The organism is Roseivirga sp. AWQ4_251, assembly GCF_056158225.1.
On record NZ_JBSWSW010000002.1, the window covers coordinates 99,372 to 122,607 of the forward strand.

The following is a 23,236-nucleotide window of genomic DNA, read 5'->3' on the forward strand; positions in this document are numbered from 1 at the left end:
TCAATAGAAGGCTAAAATTGCACAAGCGGAACTCACGCCAATAAAAACCCAGAGTACAACGCCAAAAACCAATGGCTTATGCCCAACTTTCTTAAACTCGGAAAAGGTTAATGAACTCCCCATCAGGAAAAGAACTAGAGCCATCAAAGGTTTAGACCACCTGAAAATGCCTTTAGAAATTTCAGCGGGAATTGAAAACCAAGTTGACGCAAATAGTACGAGGCAGAAAATCAGCACGAACCAGGGGAAACTAATTTTCTTTCTTTCCTTACCAAAAACCACCAAAACAAGCATTAGGGGCAAAATCCAAAGCATGCGAACCAACTTTGCCACAGTAGCCAGTTCCAATGCTTCTTGCCCAAATTGAGCTGCTGCACCAACTACAGAGCTAGTATCGTGTATGGCAACTGCACACCATAAACCAAACTGATGTTGGCTCATATGTAGCAATGTCCCCAGTTCAGGAAAAATGAAAACTGCGAGCGCATTCAACAGAAAAACCACCGCTAAAGCTGAAGAGATTTGACGGTCGGAAGCATTGACAATTGGTGCCATTGAAGCGATAGCGCTACCTCCACAAATGGCGGTTCCCGAAGAAATCAGTAAACTGAGTTTCTTTTCCAAATGAAACCAACGCGTAATCACAAAACCTAAGCCCAACACCGCAAAGACAGAAAGCGCAGTAATGGAAAACCCTTCAGAACCTGCTGAAATGGCTGTATTCACATCGATACCAAAAGCCAAAGTAACTACTGCGATCTGCAGCAAATATTTGTTCCATTTAGCCACTTGAGTAAAACCATGATCACCGATGAGATTCCGAAACCCAAAGCCCATAAGCAATGCCAAGGGAACATTGACAGCAAAGAAAAGGCAATACGCTGCCAGGCCTATAAATAGGCATTTTTTAAACGTCTGCATAACAAATTATTTATTGAATGAAGAGACTCCTTCTAAATCAGGTTTTCCAAATATTTATACCCGCTTCCCGTATTGATCATCAATATTTTTTCAGATGGTGACACGATTTCATCTGCAACCAATTGCTCTAAGGCCTTCCACAATGCAGCACCCTCAGGCGCTACCAACACACCTTCTTGCTTCGCAATTTCTTTCACTCCTTCCATCATGGCTTGTTCTGAAACCCTAACAGAAGTGCCCTTTGATTCTTTGACAACTCGATGAATCATATCCTGCCCAAAAGCCACGGGAACTGCCAAACCATTGGCTATAGAGCCTTTATATTCCGAAAGTTCCTTCTGAATTCCTTGTAATGAATCCACTACCGGAGAACAATTTTCAGCCTGAACCACAATCATTCTCGGTAATTTAACTGTTGGGCTCAACCAGCCGAGCTCGATCATTTCATGGAAAGCTTTCCAAATCCCTAAAAGGCCGGTTCCTCCACCAGTAGGGTAAAGAATTACATCGGGCAATTGCCAATCAAGCTGCTCGGCAATTTCATATCCCATCGTTTTTTTACCTTCCAATCGATAAGGTTCTTTAAGCGTAGAGATATTAAAAGCGCCTTGCTCCTTTTCAATTTGTACAGAAAGTGCTCCGCATTGATTGATTAAACCATCCACCAAAATGAGTTCGGTTCCATAATACTCACATTCTTGCTGAAATATTTTTGGCGTGTAACTCGGCATAATCACCGTTGCTTTTATACCAGCCGATGCACAATAAGCGCTCATTGCTCCGCCCGCATTGCCAGCCGTTGGAACAACGCAACGTTCAACACCCAATTCTTTCGCCTTCGAAATGGCCATGCTCAAACCTCTTGCTTTGAATGAACCTGTCGGGTTTAACGATTCATCTTTCATCTGCAAACTGTTCAATCCTAGTTTTGAAGCGAGTTTGTTAAGTGTCAAAATTGGGGTGAAGCCTTCGCCTAGAGAAACAATATTTTCTGGATCAAAAACCGGCAACATTTCCCTGTAGCGCCACATGCTAGATGGCCTCCCTGACAAATCAGTAGGAGAAAACGAATCGGGTTTACCGTACTGAACCACCAAAGGCTTATTGCAGCAAGTCGCAAAAGTTTGAAGCTGATGAAGACTGTATTGTTTCTTGCAATTGGAGCACTCTAAATGAGTGGCATGAGAAGTAATTGTTTCGGTGAAGTTCATGACACAAATTTGCTGCGCACTTCATAACCAAACAAATGAATAAGAGTAACCAAATATAACCTTTAGTTATACAATAATCGAGCTTCTTTCACAAAAGCGCGCACGGTATCAGGTAGAGTTTCTCCTGTTCTGGTCACGAAATTGAAGGTTCTTTCTATGTTCAAATCAGGGATATTTACTTCCTTTAGTAAGCCTAAAGCCAATTCTCTTTTAATAGCCAAAGGCGAAAGAAAGCCAATTGCTGAATCTTCAATCAAAAAGTTCTTTAGTACTTCTGTTCCTCCCAAGCGCGCAATAATGTTCAAATCGGCCGATCTAAGGTTTCGTTTTGCTATTTCTCGGGAAAGTGCCGAAAGCGTTCCAGAGCCAACTTCACGCATCGCCAAAGGAATTTCCCTTAATTCTTCTATCGGCACTTCTCTGCCCACATAAGGGCTGTGACTGGAAGAAACAGGAATAATTCTGTCATCCATAAAGAAATCGTAATGCAAGCCGTTGGCTTCAAATTTATCTTCTACCACAGCCAAGTCAATTTCTTCGCTGGCTAGCGCTTTCAATACATTCTCGGTATTACGATTTACCAGTGTGATCTTGATCATAGGCCATTTCTTCCGGAAGGAAGAAAGCACTTTGGGCAAAACATAAAGCGAAAGCGTAGTACTCGCTCCAATTTTGAGGTCGCCTTTTGCCGTCAATTGACTTTTAACAATGTCGATATCTGACTCCATCCGCTTCTGAATGTGTTTGGCTTCGCGCAAGTAATTGAGCATTTTCTCGCCTTGAGGCGTCAAAGAAATAACGCTCCCCTTCCTTTGAAAAAGAGACACTCCCAATTCACCTTCGAGCTTTTTAATCTGCTTACTTACAGCAGGCTGCGAAATGCAAAGAACTTCGGCCGCCTTTGAAAAGCTTAAATGGCAAGCCACTTCATAAAAAACTTCGTGAGAAATGGATAACATGCAGGCAAGTTAGTGTATTAGTCAAAATGCTTAATAGTTTCACAGTTACTGAGACCAATAATTTTCAATCTTCCATTTTGAAATCCAGAAAAGGGCTTGTACGTTTGCAGTCACAAGTCGAGTATTCCTGAACGGTGTCAGCCGAAATCGGGAAGCGATTTATAAAGAAGCGTGGAGAGACAGGCTCTATGAAGCGCTAGCAACCACTCCGACACATACGGAAAAGGTGCTAATTCCTGAACCCAAATGGATGTCAAGTGACATTCGGGTGAATATAAATTGAAAGTAATGATCAATTCAATAAGCGCTTCGGGCTCATGCCCTGTTGAGGTTTCAACCTCACAAATCAATCAGTCAAATCCATTTGTATTTGCTATTGTTCGAATTGGCCTTTAAGCTCTTTCGCAAATCCCCTATTCCCTTTTCTCAAGTATAATTTCCGAAAAATGAATTCAACATTTTCGCCTATATACAGCACTACGCCTGCATCTGAAAACCTTCAATATTATTATTCTGATCAAGTTTTTCAGCTTGAAAGCGGTGGTTACTTGCCGGAAATCAGAATTGCTTACCAGACTTACGGTAAGCTAAACGAAGCAAAAGACAATGTAATTTGGGTTTGCCATGCCTTAACTGCCAATGCCCACCCTCAACAATGGTGGCCTGGTTTAATTGGCGAAAACGACCTTTTCAATCCGAAAGAACATTTCATTGTTTGTGCAAACATTTTAGGCTCTTGCTACGGCAGCACAGGACCAAGGGATTTCAATCCAGAAACAGGATATCGCTATGGAGCAGAATTCCCAAACCTTACTATTCGCGATATGGTAAAAGCGCATCAGTTGCTAAAAGAACATTTAGAAATTGATCGAATTGCCTTAGGCATAGGCGGTTCAATGGGCGGCCAGCAAATCATTGAATGGGCTATTCAAGAAGATGTTTTCGACAAGTTATTTGTAATTGCTACGGCTGCACAAAGTTCCCCTTGGGGCAAAGCCATTCGAGCGGCCCAGCGCATGGCCTTGGAAGCGGATCCTTCTTTCTATTCAAAATCTGTAAATGGAGGAAAAAAAGGTATGGAGGCCGCCAGAGCCATGGCTTTGCTTTCTTACAGAACACCTACGGCATTCAACCAAACACAGCAAGATGATGACGATTCGTTGGATGATTATAGAGCGGAAAGCTACCAGAGGTACCAGGGCTTAAAGCTGAGCAATCGCTTTGATGCACGCAGTTATTATGTTCTTGGAAAAGCTATGGACAGCCATAATGTGGGCAGAAATCGCAAAGGTGGAGCGGAAGCCCTTCAGCAAATCAAAGCCAAAACCTTAGTAATGGGCATAGAAGGCGACTTATTATTTCCTGTTGAAGACCAAAAATATTTGGCAGATCACCTTCCAAACGCCAAACTGGAAATCATCAACTCCGACTACGGACACGATGGATTCTTAATTGAAACTCAAAAAATCACTCAAGCACTTAAAACATTCCTTATATAATGAAAGCGATTAAAATTGGCCTTTTCGGCTTCGGTTGTGTTGGGCAAGGCCTTTATCAAACCATCAATAATTCGAAAAACTTTTCAGGCGAAATCGTAAAGATTTGCGTGAAAGACCGAAACAAAAAGCGCAGTCTTCCTGAAGGTGTTTTCACTTATGATAAAGATGTTATTCTTAACGACAGCAGCATTGATGTAGTGGTAGAACTAATCGACAATGCTGAAGCTGCCCTTGAAATCGTGACTACAGCTTTGAAAAACGGAAAATCCGTAGTTACTGCTAACAAAAAAATGGTGGCTGAAAATCTGGAATACCTAATCGACCTACAGGAAAAAACTGGCAAAGCAGTATTGTACGAAGGAGCGGTTTGCGGCAGTATTCCAATCATTAGAACTTTGGAAGAGTATTTTGGGCATGAGCCTTTAAACGAAATCAAAGGGATTTTCAATGGTTCGACAAACTACATTCTCACTAAAATTTTCGAAGAAAGGCTGGATTATAATCAAGCTTTGGAACAAGCCAAAGAAAAAGGTTTTGCAGAAAGTGATCCTACACTAGATGTTAAAGGCTTCGACCCAAAATTTAAGTTGAGCATCTTACTGACACACGCTTTCGGCATTAATGTTTCTCCAGAAAAAATAACGAATCTCGGCATCGATCACCTGAAGCCAAGCGATTTAGAATTCGCCAGAAAACATGGCTATAGAATTAAGCTGATCGCTCAGGCTGTAAGAAAAGGAAATGAGGTTTTTGCCTGTGTAATCCCGCAATTCATTAAGGAAGACCACAATTTGCGTAATATCAACAATGAGTTTAACGCGGTAACCTTGAATGGAGAATTCTGTGACGACCAACTTTTCATAGGAAAAGGAGCAGGAAGTTTACCAACAGGCGCAGCAGTGCTTTCTGATATTTCTGCCCTTAGCTACGATTACAAATACGAATACAAAAAGCACTACAACCAAGGCCAAGTAAATTTCACTAGCGACAAAACAGTTACTGTTTATGCCAGCTTTGAAAAACCAGAAGATATCGACTTGAACGAGTTCGAAGTAGTGTCAGAAAAGTACTTCTGTTTTGACCATAGTTATGTGATCGGTAAAATAAAATTATCCAAACTCTTAAGCTCAAAGTGGATTTACAATTCAAAAATCAGTGTAGTTCAATTCAACAACGAAAGCGAACTCGCTGAGGAACTGGATATTAAAGCACTTGAAAACGAAATTCAAGAATTAAGAAAAGGCCAAAAATTAAGGGAGAAAATCAGCGTTTAAAAACGGCTATTCAAAAGCTCTGTTTTTTTATGGAAACCTTCTCCATTTTAATCTTTAGTCAATATATTTGTAGCCCTTAGTAAAGGCCGATTTAAGGCCTTTCAAATTGTTGATTTAAAAGAGATTATTAATGTCTTCAGTTATTATCACTTCAGTAGTCGCATTCTCGGCTGTAATTCTGTTGCTTGTGCTTATTCTTCTTTATGCACAATCAAAACTAGTTCAGTCTGGCGATGTAAAAATCATCGTGAACGGTGATGAGAAAAACCCAATTGTAACCGCAGCAGGAAGCACACTTCTTTCGACTCTATCGAACCAGAAAGTGTTCTTGCCATCAGCTTGTGGTGGTGGTGGTACTTGTGCCATGTGTAAATGTACCGTAAAAGAAGGAGGAGGGGATGTACTACCTACAGAGGTTGGTCACCTAAGCCGTGCCGAACAAAAAGAAGGCGTTCGTCTTTCTTGCCAAGTAAAAGTTAAAAACGACATGCGCATCGAAATTCCTGAAGAAATCTTCGGAATTAAGAAATGGGAATGCGAAGTGGTTTCTAACTACAACGTGGCTTCTTTCATCAAAGAATTCGTAGTGAAATTGCCAGAAGGCGAACACTTAGAATTTGAAGCAGGAGGTTACATTCAGGTAGATGTTCCAGCAGTAGTTTGTGACTTCAAAACAATCAACATTGAGCCACATCCAGAAGATCCAGCTGGGCCAGACAAATTCAAAGGTGACTGGGACAAGTTCAACCTATGGGATTTGAAAATGGTGAACGATGAAGAAATCTTCAGAGCCTATTCAATGGCTAACCACCCAGCAGAAGGAAACATCATTATGTTGAACATCCGTATTGCTACCCCACCTTGGGACAGAGCAAACAACAAATGGATGGACGTAAACCCAGGTATTTGTTCTTCTTATGTGTTCACAAGAAAACCTGGCGACAAAGTAGTTATTTCAGGACCTTACGGTGAATTCTTCATCAAGCCAACAGACGCAGAAATGCTTTATATTGGTGGTGGTGCAGGAATGGCGCCTATGAGATCTCACCTTTTCCACCTTTTCCATACTTTAAAAACTGGAAGAAAAGTATCTTACTGGTACGGTGGTAGATCTAAAAGAGAGCTTTTCTATTTAGAAGATTTCAAAAAAATCGAGAGAGAGTTCCCTAACTTCCAATTCCACCTTGTTCTTTCTGAGCCATTGCCAGAAGATAACTGGAAAGTGAAGAAAGATGTAAATGATAAAGATGGAGACGGTTTCTTAGGATTTGTTCACCAAGCTGTAATCGATCAGTACTTGAGCAAGCATGATTCTCCTGAAGACATTGAATTCTATTTCTGTGGCCCTCCAATGATGAATGCCGCAGTAATTAAAATGTGTGACGACTGGGGTGTGCCACCAGAAAACGTTTCTTTTGACGATTTCGGAGGATAATCACCATCTAAATAATTTATTAAAGCCCCTTTATGGGGCTTTTTTATTATATGACATTCTCATTAAGCTTAATCACAAAGCATTCTTTTTCAACATTTTAACCAAAAACAACATCATATTGCCAGCTATCAACTAATACCTGCAAACGTTTGAAGTTTTAAACAGAAGGTTTATTTTTAATAAACGTATTTTTTACGTTTTATATAATAAGCCACTATGAAAAAACTGATTCTATCTCTACTGCTATTGAGCAATGTTGCCTTCGCTCAAAAAAACACTTCCACAGGTCGCCAGCATTTGCTTATGGATTTTGACTGGCGCTTTTTACAATCGGATGTTGCTGAAGCTCAAAATCCTGAATTTGATGACAGCCAATGGAGAACTTTGGATTTACCTCACGACTGGAGTATTGAAAATGGTTTTGTTGAAGATGCTCCTACAACAGGCCGAGGAGGATATTTACCCACAGGGATTGGCTGGTATAGGAAACGTTTTGACATTCCGAAGTCACAAATTGGGAGAAGCATTTGGATCGAATTTGAAGGAATTTACCAAAACAGCGATGTTTGGATCAATGGTCATCATTTAGGGCACTACCCCAGTGGCTACATGAGTTTTCACTACGATTTAACGCCTTATATTAAAGCTGGAGAAAACTCCATTTCCGTAAGAGTAGACAACTCCAAACAACCAAATTCTAGGTGGTATTCAGGCTCTGGCATTTACCGCCATGTCTGGCTGAACTTTGCTGCTCCCATACATGTCGCTCAATGGGGAACTTATATCACCACTCCTTATGTGGACCCGCTTTCGGCAGTGGTTTCGGTTAAAACACAAGTGGAAAACCAAAGCCAGGTTTCTAAAAACATCATATTAAAATCTGTAATTCTTGATGCTGCGGGGAAAAAAGTTGCCGAGGCAGAAACGCAACTTACAAATATTTCAAACGAAGGCACTGAAGCATCACAAAGGCTGGGGGTAACCACTCCTACGCTTTGGTCGATAGAAAATCCCTACTTATATACGCTTGTTACAGAAATATTGGAAAATGGCAAATTAATAGACAGTTCTGAAACTCCTTTCGGGATAAGACATATCGAATATGATGTAAACAAAGGCTTTTTATTAAATGGTGAGCAGGTAAAAATGAATGGCGTTTGCCTTCATCATGATGGAGGTAGTGTAGGAGCTGCTGTACCTATTGGCGTTTGGGAGCGCAGATTAAAAGTATTGAAGGAAATGGGGGTAAACGCTATTCGAACCTCGCACAACCCCATGGCTCCAGAGTTTTTGGACTTATGCGACCAAATGGGATTTCTGGTTCAGGATGAAGCCTTTGACGAATGGACTGCAGGTAAAGTGGAGTTTGGCTATAACAAGTATTTCAAAGAATGGTCGCAGCATGATTTGACTAGCTTTATTCTTCGCGACAGAAACCATCCTTCTATAGTGCTTTGGAGTGCTGGCAATGAAATTGGAGAACAGAAGATGGAAAATGGTCATGAAATTCTTCAACCCTTAATCGAAACTTTCCACAAACTAGACCCAACCCGACCTGTCACTACTGGCAATGATAATATTGCTGCAGATGGCGGTTCTGCAAGATTACCATTTCTCAACATGTTAGACATTGTAGGCTATAATTATGTGGATAGATGGCACGAAAGAAGAGAATTATTCTACAGTATCGACAGACACGACCATCCTAACTGGAAAATGGTGGGTACCGAAAGCGTCTCTATTCCAGGTGTTAGAGGAAGCTATTTTGATGGGAATTTCTATTCAGTAGACTCTACTGTCATTGTTCCAGCGAATTTAGGACGGGTGATCAGGGCCGAGCAGCTGTGGAAATTTGTATCGAGCCACGATTACGTTATTGGAGATTTTATGTGGACAGGGATTGATTATATAGGAGAGTCCCGGTGGCCCAGCAAAAATTCAAGCTCTGGTGTTATTGACATGAACGGCTTTCCTAAAGACGCTTTTTACTTCTACCAAAGCCAATGGACAGAAAAGCTCATGATTCATATTTTCCCTCATTGGAACTGGAAAGGGCATGAAGGACAAATCATTCCAGTAATGGTGTACACCAATTGCGAGACAGTAGAATTGTTTGTGAATGGAAAATCGTATGGAGCGAAATCTCTAGAATTTCCACGACAGGGAAATTCAGGTTCATGGAATGGGTATGAAAGACCAAAAGTAAACAACAGCACTAGCGATTTACATCTTATTTGGGATGTCCCCTACGAAGCTGGCACTATCAAGGCAATAGGCAAACGCAATGGAGAAGTGGTATTTGAGAAGGAAATCAGCACTACAGGAGCACCAGCTAGCATAAGGCTCTCCTCGGATTCAGAAACACTTAATGCCAACAAAACTGATGTAGCCCACATTAAAATAGAAGTAGTAGATTCAAACGGCCATGTAGTTCCAAATGCTCAAAATATTGTCCAATTCAATATTGAAGGAGCAGGCAAAATGATCGGGTTCGATAACGCCAACCCAACTGAACACTCGTCAATGAAGAGCAATACCAAGCCCGTTTTTAACGGTCTGGCTTTGGCAATTGTTCAAGCCACTGATAAAACCGGGGCGATAAAGATAAGAGTAACTTCTAAGGGCTTGAAGGATGGCACGATTGAGATAAAAATTCAAAAACCAGAGAGCACACTTCCAACGATAGATGATTTAAGAAAGTAAACCTATCTTTAACTTTCACCATAATTTAACTTGATTTTGAAAAATCTAGCCCTACTCCCCCTTCTTCTTTTGCTCATTACTTGCGCACCAAAGCTTAAAGAAGCCTCTCACGAACTAAAACTTATTGTGGATGCAAAGGCTGAATTAGGAGAAGGTGCCATATGGCATCCTACTGAAAATAAACTTTACTGGATAGATATAGAAGGCAAAGCACTTCATATCTATGATCCAGAAACAGGAAAAGACAGAGTTCTTCCCGTTGGTGAAAGAATAGGAACTGTGGTACCCGTTAAAGGAGGTGGAGCTTTGGTAGCCCTTCAAAATGGCATTCACAAAATAGATACTGACACCGGAGCATTAACTTTTGTAACTAATACTTTGCCTGATGAAAACATTCGGTTTAACGATGGTAAATGCGATCCATCGGGAAGGTTTTGGGTAGGTAGCATGGCTCTGGATTCACGAGTTAAAGGCGCTTCTTTATACAAAATGGACATTGATGGTTCTATGGCAACCATGCTAGACAGCGTATCCGTTTCCAATGGCATTGTATGGACAGCCGACAAAAAGACCATGTACTATAATGACACTCCCACCATGTCTGTGCAAGCTTTCGATTACGATAATCAAACCGGCCAAATCAGTAATAGAAGGGTTGCCTTTAAAATCCCTTCTGGCATGGGGGCTCCCGATGGAATGACCATTGATTCTGAAGATAAATTATGGGTCGCGTTGTGGGGAGGAAGTGCTGTAGCTAGATTTGACCCAATTACTGGGGAGTTGATGGAAAAGGTTGAAGTTCCTGCACAAAATGTATCGTCATGCGCATTTGGAGGAAAAGATTTAAAAACCCTCTACATCACCACAGCTCGTGCATGGACAAGCCCAGAAAAACTTAAAGAATTGCCTTTAACTGGAGGCGTTTTCGCTATTGATTTGGATGTAGCAGGTGTTCCTGCGAACTTTTATAACGGACATTAAAAGGCTTCTAGTTCTATTAAATCGATTTCGATAATTGAAGAAAACTTACGTTTCGCAAACGATTCTTATTAAATTCAGCCTTACTATTCCCAATTAACCTTAAACAAAATGACATATAAAAGAAGAGAATTCCTCAAGCTTGGTGGTGCCTTTGCTGCTGGCTTAGCGGTTTTACCTACGGCCTGTAAAATGGCAACCGAAAGCGGAAACAAATTCGGACTTCAACTTTACTCCCTTAGAGATATATTACCAGCCGACCCAAAAGGAGTATTGAAACAAGTAGCCTCTTTCGGCTATAATCAAATTGAAGGCTATGAAGGCCAACAAGGGCTTTTCTGGGGCATGGGAAACAAAGATTTCAAAAAATATACTGAAGATTTAGGTTTAGACTTTGTGGCTAGCCACTGCAATATTGACGACAACTTTGAGCAAAAAGCAGAGCAGGCAGCAGAGATCGGCATGAAATACTTAATCTGCCCTTACAGAAGCCAGAACTCATTGGATGAATACAAAAGAACCGCTGAACTCTTCAATGAAAAAGGCGAAATCTGTAAAAAGAACGGAATCCGTTTTGCCTACCACAACCATGAATACGGCTTTATTCCTGTTGAAGGGGAACTTCCTCAAGATGTTTACATGCAAAACACTGATGCTGATTTAGTGGATTTTGAAATGGATATGTATTGGGTAGTAACTGCTGGCCAAAAACCTGAAGCTTGGTTTAAAAAATATCCCAATCGCTTTAAACTAGGTCACGTGAAGGATCGCATGAAAAACGCCACAGAAAGAGACGCAACTTGTACTCTAGGTACAGGAATCATCGATTATCCTCCAATTCTAAAATCTGCAAAAGAATACGGCATGGATTATTTCATTGTTGAGCAAGAGCGATATGATGGCACCACGCCAATAGAAAGCGCCAAAGATGACGCAGCTTATATGAAAAGCTTAGATATTTAAACCTCATAAAGGCATTCCGAATTACTTCTTCGGGATGCCTTTATCCAATAATCCTTCTTTTTAAATTCATTTCATTTATTGGATTGCCTTAAATGGCTACCTTTATTTTGCAATTCAATTTAACGGATGAATCTAAAACTATTCTTCACCCCCATTACCATTCCCGATACGTTACCCAACAACTCCCTTGGTAAAAGTATCAAATCCCTTTCTGACGAAAATTTCCACATCACCCAATGCGAAATTGCACTCGTGGGCCTTACTGAAAATAGAGGAGCCAGCGACAATGAAGGTGTAAGTGAAGGTGCTGAAAAGATCAGAGAGAAACTTTTCAGGTTGAAAAAAGGCGCTTCTGCCTACCGAATTGCGGATTTGGGAGATTTGAATAATGGAGAAAAACTAGATGACACTCAAGATAGAATTAGAGAGGTTTGCGAGTTTCTATTAGCCCATAAAGTATTGCCTATCTTCATTGGTGGTTCTCACGATCTAAGTTTCGGGCAATTCAGAGCCTATGAAGCTTTGCCCGAATTGATCACGGTGCTCAATGTAGATTCAACTTTAGATTTAGAGCCCGAAGGAGACGAACATCATACTTTCTTAGAAAAGCTGCTGACCCACTCTCCCAATTATCTTTTCAGTTATAATCATTTAGGCCACCAAGGTTATTTGGTAGGCCAAGATCACCTTACCATTCTCGATAAACTATATTTTGAAGCCATGCGTTTGGGCGAGCTTCGTGAAAAATTTCAGGAGTCTGAACCGTTGGTGCGCATGGCCAACATGATGACCTTCGATATTTCAGCTATCAGAAGTTCTGATGCACCAGGAAATGTCTTCGCCCAGCCTTTTGGTTTATCTGGTGAAGAAGCCTGCCAACTCTGCTGGTATGGAGGTATGAATGAAAAATTAAGCTCACTAAGCATTTCTGAGTTCAACCCAAATTTTGATGACCAACATGGCAAAACGGCTTCAGTAGTTGCTACCATGATCTGGTACTTTATTGAAGGCTTCTACAATAGAAAAGACAGTGGCCGATTTGAATCGGGCGAATACACCAAATATGTAGTTTCTCAAGAAGGAACAGATGATACACTGACTTTTTACAAAAGTAAAGCGACAGACAAATGGTGGATGTTGGTCACTTTTGGAGAAAGGCACAGTCAAAAGGCCTATTTACCCTGTAGTTATCTGGATTACACCAAAGCTACTCATGGAGAATTGCCCGATAGATGGATAAAAGCTCAAGTCAAGTTGCTATAAAAAATAAAAGCCCTTTCACCGTATATGAGAGGGCTTTTTGCTGGGTCATTAAAATAAAATAGTACTTTCCTAACTAAACTACTTATAGATAAGCACTTTAGATATGTTACGCATTCGTTAGCATTGACCCTACCAGTAGGTAAAATAATTGTAAACTTTTCAGAAAGCGCCATCACATTCAACTTTTTATATATGAAAAACCTAATCAAATCGATTTTCATCTTAACCCTAATCTTTGTGTTTTGCAGCTGTCAAAACCAAGAAGAAACGCAATGGTACAAAGGCAATTTACATACTCACACTTACTGGAGCGATGGAGATGGTTTTCCAGAAATGGTACTCGATTGGTATAAATCTCACAACTATGATTTTGTTGCGCTCACTGAGCACAACATTATAGCTGATGTTGAAAAATGGAAAAAGATACCAAGAAGCATGATTTATGAAAAAGCATTCGAAGATTACCTAAGCAAGTACGGAGAGTATTGGGTTAAGTACACCCATGATAGTACCGGCTACAATGTAAAACTTAAGACACAATCAGAGTATAAACCTTTGTTTGAAGAAGAGGGCGAATTCCTCATTATTCAAGCGGAAGAAATTACTGATGGCTTTGAAGGAAAGCCTATTCACATGAATGCCACCAACGTTCAATCTTTGATTGGGCCAAGGCATGGAAATAGCGTTGCAGAAACTGTTCAAAACAATATCAATGCGGTTTTAGAGCAACGAGAAGCAACTGGCAAAGCAATAATGCCTCACATCAACCACCCCAATTTTGGCTGGGGAATTTCGGTAGAAGACATGAAATCACTGAAAGGGGAAAGGTTTTTCGAAGTTTTCAACGGGCATCCCTATGTGAATAATTATGGTGATTCTGCAAGAATGAGCACGGAAGAAATGTGGGACCAAATCAACATTGCCTATTTAAACAGAAACCAACCGATAATGTATGGTCTCGCGACAGATGATAGTCACAACTATCATTTGTTTGGTGGTCAATACAGCAACAGTGGCCGTGGTTGGGTAATGGTGAATGCCAAATCATTGGATGCTGAAACCTTAATTCAAGCCATGGAAGCAGGTGATTTTTATGCCAGTACAGGCGTCACTTTAAGAAAATTAAGTCAAAGCAATGGCAAAATTGAATTAGAAATAGAACCAGAAGATGGTATTACCTACAGAATAGATTTCATTGGCGTAAAAAAAGGAAGCGAAGTTTCAGAAGTGTTTGATTCTATCAACGGAAACAAAGCATCATTCAAAATGGATAACGATTTACTCTTTGTCCGAACCAAGATCACTTCTTCCAAACTGAAAGAAAATCCATTTAAAGAAGGGGATTTTGAATGCGCTTGGACACAGCCTATTCAACATTAATTCAAGAAATAAAACCAATCCTTTTTTACGTGCTCTAAAATCATATTGGCTTCTTGTAAATGAAAAAATAGAATCACGACCCCAATGAAAAAGGGGATAAAAATGAGATTAAGAATGTTAGCAATCTTTTTCAGCCTAACGGACTTTGGCGTATCTCCTAAATCCTTTCCCCACCATAGTGTGAAAATCGCAATGGCCAAAAGTTCAAAACCACGATAATCATCGCCTCCATCAATGGTTGGATTTTTAAGTTTTGGGTATGTTCTTTTTAGTCTTTCAATTTCTTCATAAGATTGGGGCACGATGGTTCGCCATTTCGGAATATTTGGATGTACAAGACCTGAGTCTATCAAGTCATAAATCAACCAATTAAGGATCAAGCGCACAACCAAGAGCGACCAAAACAACGTAGTCCAAAACCCTTGGGTTTGAAAAAGGAACATGTCCCAATCGCTCATAGAGTTGAAGTACTTTTCCATTACTCCGCTTTCATAGGATACTTCGAAAAATACACCAGTCCTGACGCGTTCTTTTCATAAAGCCCTAGGCAAGCGGAATTAAACTCTTGAGCAAAATGCGGATTTTGTAATGATAATTTCTGGGGAGTTGGAAAGCCTGTTTTAAAGAAGTAAACCTTGGTGTTTCCCAGCTTGGTGTAAGGCATAAAGTCACCGTATTGCTGCATTTCTTTCCATAAAGTATCGGTAACGGCTACCGCATAAATCCGCTGAATTGGGCCAGTATTGTTTTCGTTGCGATACATGGCAACTTCCTTGAAATCTCCTTTTAAATCTGAAACTCCTGGTTGAGATAAAGAATTATAAAGCATTCCAGCAACCATAGCCGCAACTACGAAAATCAGTATGTACTTCCCTTTCATACTAAATCAACCCTCTGGCTTTTAATTCTAAATATTTATTGATGGTGTTGATGCTCAATTCCTTTGGTCGAGTTAAAAGTGCATGAATCCCGTGCATCTGCAATTCCTTTACGATCAACTTTTTCTCATAGGATAATTGTTCAGCAATACCCTTGGTGTAAACTTCTTCCAGATTATCGGCTCGCGACTGAATCAGAGAGTCCACTTCAGTATTTTCGAAAAGAATACAAACCAACAAATGCTGCTTGCTGATTCTTCTCAAATGGGGTAATTGCCTTTCTAAGGAAGAAAGCGATTCAAAATTGGTATAGAGTAAAATTAGGCTACGTTGTGTAAGCTTGTGCTTTAGTGTTAAATAAAGCTTCGAAAAATCAGAACTCCTTGTAAGCTGTCTTTTGCTTATATAAATGCTCTAAAATCAAGTTGAGCTGCATGTTTCTTCGCGAAGCAGGCAATATGGAATTTACCTTATGCTGAAAGGTAACAACACCAGCTTTATCACCCTTTTTCAAAGCAATGTTAGAAATCACCAAACTCGCGTTTACAGCATAATCTAATAAACTCATACCTTCAAAAGGCATTTGCATCATGCGCCCTTTATCGATTACGGAATAAACTTGCTGTGAACGTTCATCTTGAAACTGGTTCACCATAAGTTCCGACCTTCTGGCGGTAGCTTTCCAATTCAATTTTCTATAATCATCGCCAATAACATAGTTTTTGATCTGCTCAAATTCCATGTTATTACCAATCCTCCTCACCTTCTTTATTCCAAACTCTTGAAGTTGGTTGGAAATAGCCAGCAATTCATATTTCCGCATTTGAATAAAGGAGGGATACACGGAAACGGTTCGTTCGGAAGAAAGGATTGTTCTTCTTTTAACCAACCCTAAAACGGAGGTTGCAAACACATTGATATTTCCGAATTCATATTCTCCTCGCTTTTTAGGTTGAAGAATATAGGTGATCACCTTGGTTTCCGTAGGCTTAATCGCGAAGTTAAATTGAGTGGTTCTATCCTGAAATTGGAATGGCATTTCATCAATTACCTTCAAATTCATCGCCATGGGATAAAAAGATTCCAAGGTAATTTTCACTTCATTTTCATCACCGTTTGAAAATTTATCGGCACACGATCTAAGTGCAGAAATTGGTTTCTTAACTCGGTAGAGCAAAATGAAATCGAGCACAAAAGCCGACAAAAACACCATGAATATTGCTGAGGTAATATTCAGCAATACCGGAAAAAAGTAAGAAACCACAAACAGGCATACAAAGCCTGCTGCAATGTAGAAGAAACGATTATTGATATAGAATGAACGCCAAAAATTCATTAGCGAGGCACCTCAATTTTAGCCACCAACTGATTGACTACCTCATCGGCTGTTACTCCCTCCATTTCTTTTTCTGGAGTCAGTAAAATTCGATGTTTGAGCACTGACGGTGCCAAAAACTTAATATCATCAGGTGTCACAAAATCACGACCTTTAATAGCTGCAAAAGCTCTAGCTCCATTCAGCAAGGCCAAAGAAGCTCTTGGAGAAGCACCCAAATAAATGGCGTGGTCGCCACGGGTTTTATGTACAATTTCGGCAATGTATTTCAGCAACTTTTCATCAATCAAAATTTGCTTAACCGTTTCGCGATAAGCCAAAATATCAGCCTTTGAAAGAACCGCTGTCACTTGGTTTAAGTCTGCCAAAATATTAGCCGATTGACGCATTAAAATCTCGGTTTCTTCTTCCAATGAAGGATAACCAATTTCAATTTTAAATAGAAAACGATCTAATTGAGCTTCAGGTAAGCGGTAAGTCCCTTCTTGTTCTATGGGGTTTTGAGTAGCCAAAACAAGATAAGGTTCTTCCATTTTATAGGTTGTTCCATCAACAGAAACCTGCTTTTCTTCCATCACTTCAAAAAGTGCTGCTTGGGTTTTTGCTGGTGCTCTGTTGATTTCATCGATCAACACAATATTTGAGAAAATAGGGCCTTGTTTAAACTCAAAATTTGAGCTTTTCATGTTGAAAACAGAAGTTCCCAAAACATCCGAAGGCATTAAATCGGGCGTAAATTGAATTCGGGAGAAGTCTGCGGTGATACCTCTTGCTACCAATTTAGAAGCCAAGGTTTTGGCTACGCCTGGTACACCTTCTAAAAGAATATGTCCATCGGCTAAAATGGCAGTCAGTATAAGATCGATCATTTTGGGCTGCCCCACAATAATCTTGGAAATTTCGGCCTTAATGCGCTCAACGCCATCTTTTAATCCCGTAAGATCGATTCTGTTTTGGAATTCCTGTTCGTTTTCCATGAATTATTCTATCTAATTAATATCGTAAAACTCGTTTAATAATTTTTCCAGCACCATCAATTCTCCTTCCCCTAAAGCTTCCCCACTCTCCACTTGACTTGCCAAATCAACAATAGCCTTAATTGACTGTTGGCGCTTTCCGCTTTTCAAAGTCAGCTCAGCAACAAACTCTTGATCCAATCGGTCGGTTCGTAAATTGTAATGCCTTCTCACAAAATCCTTCCAATAAAGAATTCGCTTTTTGGCCAAATTGCTATGATTTTGCTGGCGATAATAAAGCCTACCCAAAACACTAACAAACTCGAGAGTTGTATTCTGAAGAGGCTTAATAATAGGAATGATGCGCTGTCTTCGCTTCGCTTCAAAAACCATAAATACCAGCATCATTAAAATCAGTAAACCAATGCCCCATCGGAGCGCCTCCTGACTCAATAAGTAGCGTATTTGGGAAGAAGCTTCTAACCTACCCAGCTGATAATATTCATTATGCGTGAGCTTTTCGCTTTCAGGAAAAAAACTGAGCAATTCTGAAGAAAAAGCCGAGGTTTCCTCATTCAACACAAAGTAATTTGTGAATGCCAGCGGCATAGTAGACACCAGTAAATGTCCATTCGAATTACCTTTGTAACTCAACAGCATAGATTTTCCATCCTCATTTTGAGCCATGGAATGCCATAATGAATCACTGTAATGATTGAAGTAACCCGAAACCGCAATTGAAGGAAATTCAAATTTTCGAGTCGTTTCTGGTAAATTAAGGGTTATGGTTTCTCTTAATTCCCCAGCCAATGCATTTTGAATTTGGGTCACACTCGTAGTTAGAAATTCTTCTCTATAACCCATTTCAAGATCAAGACTATCGGCCAGAGTTCCGCTGAACGCACTAGCCACCAAGAGCACTGTATTTCCTTGATCAACATGATTGAGTAAGGCTTCGAAATCTAAATCGGTTAATTGAATTTCAGAGGCCAAAACCAAGTGATTCCCTTCTACACCTTTATCGTGAAGCGAGGCATAAAGTGTATTGAATTCATGCGCAGCCTTATTATCCTGAAACATATCGGCCACCAAATTGTGCATCACATAAGTTCCAAAAGGTATTTTATCTCTGTAATGAAGTGTTGGAGACCAGTCCACTTCTTTCGGTTTCTGAAGTTCATAAACCACATATATGGCTAAAATAGCAATCAGAATATAGAGGTATTTTCTATCGCCTTTCATGCCTTTGTTGCTAAAATTTGATCCAAATACTTCTTCGCTTTGTCAGCCATAGATTGACTCGCCTCAAAATGACCGTACCAAGTATAATCGAACAAGAAACTCAAGCCAGAGAAATTCTCGCGCACCTCGGGCTTGTTGATTTCGTACAAATATTCTTGGTTTGTTTTTCCCTTCTTCACCAAAACCATTTCAGTATCGGCCAAGTGTTTTAGTGAGTAAAGATAAATGAGCCTAATGGCTAGGCTCCATTGACTAGATTGAAATGCCTTTTGGAGTTCTTCATCAAAGTTGATGTCATCTAAAGATTCTTCGTCAATCTTAAAAGCCTTTTTATGCGCTTTGGCTGGTTGAAAAATAGAAGATGTTTCTATTCCAAAAATTTTGATAATGAGCAAAATGAATGCCGCAACAAGAATCAGTCTCCAGAGGATTCCCCATAAGGTTAATGCTGCTCCAGATCCGATCAAGCTAAAAAACCACCTTTGAATCCTCTCTATAAAGCGCTGAAAAGCGCCCTTTTGTCTTTCTTTATAAACCTCATATTGAAAGGTTTCATCAGCCCGAAGCTCCTTTAGCTTTTGCTGATCGTAGGACCTTTCTGTGTAATCTATCCGATGAGCAGAACTATCCGTAGACTGATACGCGAATGAGGGAACAGTCCAACCAATGAAAACCAGTATGTAAAAAAGAGCTTTAATAAGTTTCTCCTTCATCTTCGTCTTTAACCTGATCCATTGCTTCAATTCTCGACATCAAACCTCTAGATTCTCTTCTTTCAACCAAATTGAAATACTGAAAGGCCAAAGCGATGTAAATCACAGAATATGAAATAATTGCTCCAAATGAATTTAATAATGCGAAAATGATATTCAGAGCCTGAGCGTATGAAGGCATTTCTACAGCATTCAATCCACCATCTTGATCTATAGAAGAAAAAGTCCAAATTGAATAAAAAATGGTTTGTGGCAAGGAAAATACCAAGCTCATAAATCCACCAATAATCGTCACTATAAAAATCAAACCTAAGGTGCTAAACCATTTATCTTTAATCAATGTAAAACACCTGCCAAATGCGGTAAAGGAATCTGTGTCTTCAAAACTAATTACAGGCGATCCCAAAGACAGAACGACAGCTAAATAAACCCCTGGAATGATCAGAAATATCGTTCCGAATAAGATACATATCGTCATTAAAACACTGAAGATGGCTATAAACAATACTCTTTTACCCATTCCTGAGGTTACTTTCGCTACTGTGATTTCACTTGGGTGAGTATTCATATAGCTTTTCATGTACCCAAACGTAAGCGCAGGCAACAAAGAGGCGCTAATTAAGCCTCCTATCAGTATTACGCCATAGCCAAGAAAAAAATCCGAGAGAAAACCAGGATCCTGAACCGCTTCCATAGGGTTTCCCATAAAGGAAGTTTGAAACTGAAAAGACAGCATATTGGTGATCAACAGGATTGGTCCGGCAATTAAAAGCTGAACTTTCAATAATGACCAGGCATTTTCTCTGATGAAAGCAAATGTTACATTTAGCTTATTGCTAAAATCTCTCTTTTTATAAAACTCAATCTTGGGTAAATGCTCCATTTGCATATAAACGTTTCGGGTAAATAATGATGTAATAAACCATAAAGGCCAGCGAGCCTAAAATAATTGCGGCTTTCAAAATATTCGGCATTCCTGATAAGCGAGTAACAAAGGATTCTAAAAAACCAGCGGTAATAAACAATGGTACCAAACCTAGAACAACCTTGGCTCCTTTTAAAGCACCTCGCTGCAAAGATTCTCCTCTGGAATAAGTACCTGGAAATAAAAAAGAATTGCCCATAATTAAGCCTGCTCCACCAGCCATAACAATGGAAATAATTTCAATAGTCCCGTGAATCCAAATGGTAAGTACCGAAGTGAGTAAAAGCCCTTTTTGAAAGAAGAAATACTGGAATGCTCCCAGCATAACGCCATTTCTGAAAAGCAAATAAACGCTACCAACGGAAAGCAAAATCCCGAATGCGAAAGCCATAAATGAAACACGGATGTTGTTGAAAGTGATCATAAAGAACATTTCAACCTGAGGCATACTACCGTATATCCCAAGCGGTTCTCCACTTTCAATATTATCTAAAGTTCTATCCACATAATTATCAGATAAAATCAAACGCACAAAAGTATCGTCATTAGCAGCGGAAATGCCGCCTATTAAACATGATATGAAGAAGATGATAAACGCATAACCAAATTCCTTTCGGTGTTGATAAAAGATCTTTGGCAGTTCTAATTTCCAAAAATTAGCAAAGCGGTTCGATTGCTGCTTTTTATTCTTGTAAATAGAAGCATGAACTTTGGTGGAAAGACCATTTAAATATTGAGTAATCTCGCTATTGGGATAATGCGTTCGGGCATAAGCTAAATCATCCGTCAAATGGATAAAAAGATCCGCCAGTTCATCAGGATTCTTTTTGTGCTTTGAAGTAATCAAGCTTTCGAACTTTTCCCATTTATTTATATTTGCCTTTACGAAAGCAGATTCCCTCATCTGATATATTTAATTAAAGCAGAAAATTATTCAATTATACTTCTTATGCAAACAGTAAGTGTTCAAACCACTCAAAATATAGAACTGGAATATCCACTTGCTGGAATTGGCGATAGATTGGTGGCTTTTGCCATTGATTTAGTCATTGTATTCAGCTTTTATATTATCGTTTTTTCGATAATTGGTTTTGTAGGCGGCAGTGTTCCTGCTGCAATTTCTATATCGCTAGTGATTTTAGGGTATTTGTACCGATTTTTTGCTGAATTACTGTTCAACGGTCAAACCGTAGGGAAGAACGTAATGAAAATCCGCGTGGTGAAACTGGATGGAAGCCAACCTTCAGTAGCTTCTTATTTTCTGAGATGGTTACTCGAACCCATCGATTTTTTTATATCCGGATTGGCTGTGTTAATTATTGTAGTTACTCCAAAAGGGCAAAGAATTGGCGATTTACTGGCCGGAACCACGGTAGTGAAAATCAAAAAAGTTACGGCTACCAACATCCGAAATAAAACCATTCTTCAAAAAGTTGACGAAACTTACGAGCCCGTTTTCCCAAGTGCCAGCCTTATTTCCGATCAAGAAATCAACATCATCAAAGACGCTCTTAAGGCGTATCGCGATGATGCGGTTCAAAAGCCAATCACCATTTTGGAAATGAAACTAAAGGAGAAATACGAGATTCAGAGCGACTTGCCAACCGTTAAGTTCCTTTATACGCTTGTGCGAGATAACGCCTACTACGTTTCAAAATAGCCTTTGCTAAATGCCTGAAAAAGAATACTCGTCTGCTCAACTCGCTTTAAGAAATGGTCAAGACAGAGAGGAAATCTGGATTGCCTATCAAGGCAATATTTACGATGTTGGAGCCTCTAGGCTTTGGCGCAACGGCAAACATTACGAACATTGGGCAGGTCAGGATTTAACTCACGAGCTTCCTGATGCTCCTCATAATGCTTCCGTTTTTGATAAATTCCCCATCATAGGAAAACTCAAATCTTGAGTGTTCCATTTCGCGCAATTTGTGTGCTATAAGTGATCGAAAGGTGTACGTTTTCGTGACACAATTTTCGACCTATTTTTTCAAAACCAAACATTCACCACTGACTATCAACAACTTACAAACATTGGCACATCCATTGGATAAAAGCTTACAGGTCAATTAATAAAAGGTCAGAAACTCTAAAACAACACGGTCATGAATAGCTCAAAGGTTAAAACTCAAAAAAATTTAAGCGCTCTTATCGCAATAGCTTTAGCGGCAGTAACATTATTCCAAGCGAGTTCGGTTAAATCGAATGAATCAAACAGAAGGTTGATTTCAAAAGAAGAAGCTCAATTGATTTCTGAAATTGAAGCAGATCTTTCAATGGATGATGACTTCAACGTAATGGAAGAAGTTTACATGGAAATGGAAGAAACAAATACTGAATTGGTTAAAGTATTTGATGCTGAAGGAAAGTTAATCGAAGAGGGCAATCCTGCTAAAAGTGAAGGATTAAGACAATTGGTTAATAAAGCCGATTTCTTAACAGAATCGCTCGGAAGCAAGTATTACAGAATTTCAGAATAAGGTAAAAGAAAAGCTTGGTCGGCTTTTCAGCTCAAAATACAGTTTATAGTTAGGGTTAATTTTTGGTGAGAGGTCGCCTGAAAGTTTAAAGGAATTTCGATTAAAGAATCCTTGAACAACTTT

The 23,236-nt window shown here is 39.7% G+C and carries 23 protein-coding genes and 1 riboswitch; of the genes, 11 read left to right on the forward strand and 12 right to left on the reverse strand.

The features are described 5' to 3' along the window. The 3 genes from ACXACJ_RS14465 to ACXACJ_RS14475 form a co-directional block, all read right to left on the reverse strand. Positions 1 to 921, reverse strand: a complete 921-nt coding sequence (locus ACXACJ_RS14465) for a YeiH family protein (RefSeq protein WP_475135177.1) — start codon at positions 919 to 921, stop codon at positions 1 to 3. Positions 922 to 953: 32 nt separating this feature from the next. Then, complete coding sequence (locus tag ACXACJ_RS14470; RefSeq protein WP_475135178.1) at positions 954 to 2,132, reverse strand: threonine synthase; 1,179 nt, start codon at positions 2,130 to 2,132, stop codon at positions 954 to 956. Positions 2,133 to 2,194: 62 nt separating this feature from the next. After that, the gene (locus ACXACJ_RS14475) at positions 2,195 to 3,091 is read right to left on the reverse strand and encodes a LysR substrate-binding domain-containing protein (RefSeq protein WP_475135179.1); all 897 of its coding nucleotides are present in this window, start codon (positions 3,089 to 3,091) and stop codon (positions 2,195 to 2,197) included. A 156-nt stretch (positions 3,092 to 3,247) separates the two neighbouring features. After that, positions 3,248 to 3,372, forward strand: a riboswitch (SAM riboswitch). A 165-nt stretch (positions 3,373 to 3,537) separates the two neighbouring features. Here ACXACJ_RS14475 and ACXACJ_RS14480 point away from each other — a divergent pair. The 8 genes from ACXACJ_RS14480 to ACXACJ_RS14515 all read left to right on the forward strand — a co-directional run bounded on the left by ACXACJ_RS14480 (position 3,538) and on the right by ACXACJ_RS14515 (position 14,586). Continuing rightward, positions 3,538 to 4,590, forward strand: a complete 1,053-nt coding sequence (locus ACXACJ_RS14480) for a homoserine O-acetyltransferase family protein (protein WP_475135180.1) — start codon at positions 3,538 to 3,540, stop codon at positions 4,588 to 4,590. Beyond that, complete coding sequence (locus ACXACJ_RS14485; RefSeq protein ID WP_475135181.1) at positions 4,590 to 5,864, forward strand: homoserine dehydrogenase; 1,275 nt, start codon at positions 4,590 to 4,592, stop codon at positions 5,862 to 5,864. The genes ACXACJ_RS14480 and ACXACJ_RS14485 overlap by 1 nt, the downstream gene beginning before the upstream one ends. A gap of 130 nt (positions 5,865 to 5,994) precedes the next feature. Beyond that, a complete protein-coding gene (nqrF, locus tag ACXACJ_RS14490) occupies positions 5,995 to 7,299 on the forward strand; it encodes an NADH:ubiquinone reductase (Na(+)-transporting) subunit F (RefSeq protein ID WP_475135182.1) in 1,305 nt (434 codons plus the stop codon). 216 nt (positions 7,300 to 7,515) lie between these two features. Continuing rightward, a complete protein-coding gene (locus tag ACXACJ_RS14495) occupies positions 7,516 to 10,002 on the forward strand; it encodes a glycoside hydrolase family 2 TIM barrel-domain containing protein (RefSeq protein WP_475135183.1) in 2,487 nt (828 codons plus the stop codon). 36 nt (positions 10,003 to 10,038) lie between these two features. Next, entirely contained in the window at positions 10,039 to 10,983 is a 945-nt protein-coding gene (locus ACXACJ_RS14500; RefSeq protein WP_475135184.1) for an SMP-30/gluconolactonase/LRE family protein, read from the forward strand. A 108-nt stretch (positions 10,984 to 11,091) separates the two neighbouring features. After that, complete coding sequence (locus ACXACJ_RS14505; RefSeq protein ID WP_475135185.1) at positions 11,092 to 11,943, forward strand: sugar phosphate isomerase/epimerase family protein; 852 nt, start codon at positions 11,092 to 11,094, stop codon at positions 11,941 to 11,943. Positions 11,944 to 12,069: 126 nt separating this feature from the next. Continuing rightward, the gene (locus ACXACJ_RS14510; protein ID WP_475135186.1) at positions 12,070 to 13,206 is read left to right on the forward strand and encodes a formimidoylglutamase; all 1,137 of its coding nucleotides are present in this window, start codon (positions 12,070 to 12,072) and stop codon (positions 13,204 to 13,206) included. Positions 13,207 to 13,398: 192 nt separating this feature from the next. Beyond that, positions 13,399 to 14,586, forward strand: a complete 1,188-nt coding sequence (locus tag ACXACJ_RS14515) for a PHP domain-containing protein (protein ID WP_475135187.1) — start codon at positions 13,399 to 13,401, stop codon at positions 14,584 to 14,586. Here ACXACJ_RS14515 and ACXACJ_RS14520 read toward each other — a convergent pair. From ACXACJ_RS14520 to ACXACJ_RS14560, 9 genes are all read right to left on the reverse strand, one after another. Beyond that, entirely contained in the window at positions 14,583 to 15,065 is a 483-nt protein-coding gene (locus ACXACJ_RS14520; protein WP_475135188.1) for a hypothetical protein, read from the reverse strand. The two genes, ACXACJ_RS14515 and ACXACJ_RS14520, sit on opposite strands and share 4 nt — an antisense overlap. Then, entirely contained in the window at positions 15,065 to 15,466 is a 402-nt protein-coding gene (locus tag ACXACJ_RS14525; protein ID WP_475135189.1) for a hypothetical protein, read from the reverse strand. Before ACXACJ_RS14525 ends, ACXACJ_RS14520 begins: the two co-directional genes overlap by 1 nt. A 1-nt stretch (position 15,467) precedes the next feature. Continuing rightward, positions 15,468 to 15,728 (reverse strand): hypothetical protein, encoded by a 261-nt coding sequence (locus tag ACXACJ_RS14530; RefSeq protein WP_475135190.1) that lies wholly within the window; start codon positions 15,726 to 15,728, stop codon positions 15,468 to 15,470. A gap of 109 nt (positions 15,729 to 15,837) precedes the next feature. Then, positions 15,838 to 16,800, reverse strand: a complete 963-nt coding sequence (locus ACXACJ_RS14535) for a DUF58 domain-containing protein (protein ID WP_475135191.1) — start codon at positions 16,798 to 16,800, stop codon at positions 15,838 to 15,840. Next, on the reverse strand, positions 16,800 to 17,777 hold the full coding sequence (locus ACXACJ_RS14540) for an AAA family ATPase (RefSeq protein WP_475135192.1): 978 nt from the start codon (positions 17,775 to 17,777) through the stop codon (positions 16,800 to 16,802). The genes ACXACJ_RS14535 and ACXACJ_RS14540 overlap by 1 nt, the downstream gene beginning before the upstream one ends. 12 nt (positions 17,778 to 17,789) lie before the next feature. Further along, on the reverse strand, positions 17,790 to 18,998 hold the full coding sequence (locus tag ACXACJ_RS14545; RefSeq protein WP_475135193.1) for a DUF4350 domain-containing protein: 1,209 nt from the start codon (positions 18,996 to 18,998) through the stop codon (positions 17,790 to 17,792). Beyond that, a complete protein-coding gene (locus ACXACJ_RS14550; RefSeq protein ID WP_475135194.1) occupies positions 18,995 to 19,711 on the reverse strand; it encodes a hypothetical protein in 717 nt (238 codons plus the stop codon). Before ACXACJ_RS14550 ends, ACXACJ_RS14545 begins: the two co-directional genes overlap by 4 nt. Then, positions 19,692 to 20,594 carry a hypothetical protein gene (locus tag ACXACJ_RS14555; RefSeq protein WP_475135195.1) on the reverse strand — a complete coding sequence of 301 codons (903 nt, stop codon included), beginning with the start codon at positions 20,592 to 20,594 and terminating at the stop codon, positions 19,692 to 19,694. The genes ACXACJ_RS14550 and ACXACJ_RS14555 overlap by 20 nt, the downstream gene beginning before the upstream one ends. Further along, a complete protein-coding gene (locus ACXACJ_RS14560) occupies positions 20,572 to 21,540 on the reverse strand; it encodes a stage II sporulation protein M (RefSeq protein ID WP_475135196.1) in 969 nt (322 codons plus the stop codon). The genes ACXACJ_RS14555 and ACXACJ_RS14560 overlap by 23 nt, the downstream gene beginning before the upstream one ends. A 45-nt stretch (positions 21,541 to 21,585) precedes the next feature. Between ACXACJ_RS14560 and ACXACJ_RS14565 the strand changes: the two genes are divergently transcribed. The 3 genes from ACXACJ_RS14565 to ACXACJ_RS14575 all read left to right on the forward strand — a co-directional run bounded on the left by ACXACJ_RS14565 (position 21,586) and on the right by ACXACJ_RS14575 (position 23,113). Then, the gene (locus tag ACXACJ_RS14565; RefSeq protein ID WP_475135197.1) at positions 21,586 to 22,296 is read left to right on the forward strand and encodes an RDD family protein; all 711 of its coding nucleotides are present in this window, start codon (positions 21,586 to 21,588) and stop codon (positions 22,294 to 22,296) included. A 10-nt stretch (positions 22,297 to 22,306) separates the two neighbouring features. After that, on the forward strand, positions 22,307 to 22,543 hold the full coding sequence (locus tag ACXACJ_RS14570; RefSeq protein WP_475135198.1) for a cytochrome b5 domain-containing protein: 237 nt from the start codon (positions 22,307 to 22,309) through the stop codon (positions 22,541 to 22,543). Positions 22,544 to 22,738: 195 nt separating this feature from the next. Next, positions 22,739 to 23,113: a hypothetical protein gene (locus tag ACXACJ_RS14575; protein WP_475135199.1), complete on the forward strand. Its 375-nt coding sequence runs from the start codon at positions 22,739 to 22,741 to the stop codon at positions 23,111 to 23,113. The last annotated feature ends 123 nt before the right edge of the window (positions 23,114 to 23,236 follow it).

Bases quoted from the DNA above. Each gene is read 5' to 3' on its own strand.
- ACXACJ_RS14545 (WP_475135193.1), bottom strand. From the start codon at position 18,998: ATGAAAGGCGATAGAAAATACCTCTATATTCTGATTGCTATTTTAGCC.
- ACXACJ_RS14540 (WP_475135192.1), bottom strand. From the start codon at position 17,777: ATGGAAAACGAACAGGAATTCCAAAACAGAATCGATCTTACGGGATTA.
- ACXACJ_RS14485 (WP_475135181.1), top strand. From the start codon at position 4,590: ATGAAAGCGATTAAAATTGGCCTTTTCGGCTTCGGTTGTGTTGGGCAA.
- ACXACJ_RS14525 (WP_475135189.1), bottom strand. From the start codon at position 15,466: ATGAAAGGGAAGTACATACTGATTTTCGTAGTTGCGGCTATGGTTGCT.
- ACXACJ_RS14505 (WP_475135185.1), top strand. From the start codon at position 11,092: ATGACATATAAAAGAAGAGAATTCCTCAAGCTTGGTGGTGCCTTTGCT.
- ACXACJ_RS14475 (WP_475135179.1), bottom strand. From the start codon at position 3,091: ATGTTATCCATTTCTCACGAAGTTTTTTATGAAGTGGCTTGCCATTTA.
- ACXACJ_RS14510 (WP_475135186.1), top strand. From the start codon at position 12,070: ATGAATCTAAAACTATTCTTCACCCCCATTACCATTCCCGATACGTTA.
- ACXACJ_RS14560 (WP_475135196.1), bottom strand. From the start codon at position 21,540: ATGAGGGAATCTGCTTTCGTAAAGGCAAATATAAATAAATGGGAAAAG.
- ACXACJ_RS14535 (WP_475135191.1), bottom strand. From the start codon at position 16,800: ATGAATTTTTGGCGTTCATTCTATATCAATAATCGTTTCTTCTACATT.
- ACXACJ_RS14550 (WP_475135194.1), bottom strand. From the start codon at position 19,711: ATGAAGGAGAAACTTATTAAAGCTCTTTTTTACATACTGGTTTTCATT.
- ACXACJ_RS14495 (WP_475135183.1), top strand. From the start codon at position 7,516: ATGAAAAAACTGATTCTATCTCTACTGCTATTGAGCAATGTTGCCTTC.
- ACXACJ_RS14570 (WP_475135198.1), top strand. From the start codon at position 22,307: ATGCCTGAAAAAGAATACTCGTCTGCTCAACTCGCTTTAAGAAATGGT.
- ACXACJ_RS14515 (WP_475135187.1), top strand. From the start codon at position 13,399: ATGAAAAACCTAATCAAATCGATTTTCATCTTAACCCTAATCTTTGTG.
- ACXACJ_RS14565 (WP_475135197.1), top strand. From the start codon at position 21,586: ATGCAAACAGTAAGTGTTCAAACCACTCAAAATATAGAACTGGAATAT.
- ACXACJ_RS14575 (WP_475135199.1), top strand. From the start codon at position 22,739: ATGAATAGCTCAAAGGTTAAAACTCAAAAAAATTTAAGCGCTCTTATC.
- ACXACJ_RS14470 (WP_475135178.1), bottom strand. From the start codon at position 2,132: ATGAACTTCACCGAAACAATTACTTCTCATGCCACTCATTTAGAGTGC.
- ACXACJ_RS14465 (WP_475135177.1), bottom strand. From the start codon at position 921: ATGCAGACGTTTAAAAAATGCCTATTTATAGGCCTGGCAGCGTATTGC.
- nqrF (WP_475135182.1), top strand. From the start codon at position 5,995: ATGTCTTCAGTTATTATCACTTCAGTAGTCGCATTCTCGGCTGTAATT.
- ACXACJ_RS14555 (WP_475135195.1), bottom strand. From the start codon at position 20,594: ATGGAGCATTTACCCAAGATTGAGTTTTATAAAAAGAGAGATTTTAGC.
- ACXACJ_RS14480 (WP_475135180.1), top strand. From the start codon at position 3,538: ATGAATTCAACATTTTCGCCTATATACAGCACTACGCCTGCATCTGAA.
- ACXACJ_RS14520 (WP_475135188.1), bottom strand. From the start codon at position 15,065: ATGGAAAAGTACTTCAACTCTATGAGCGATTGGGACATGTTCCTTTTT.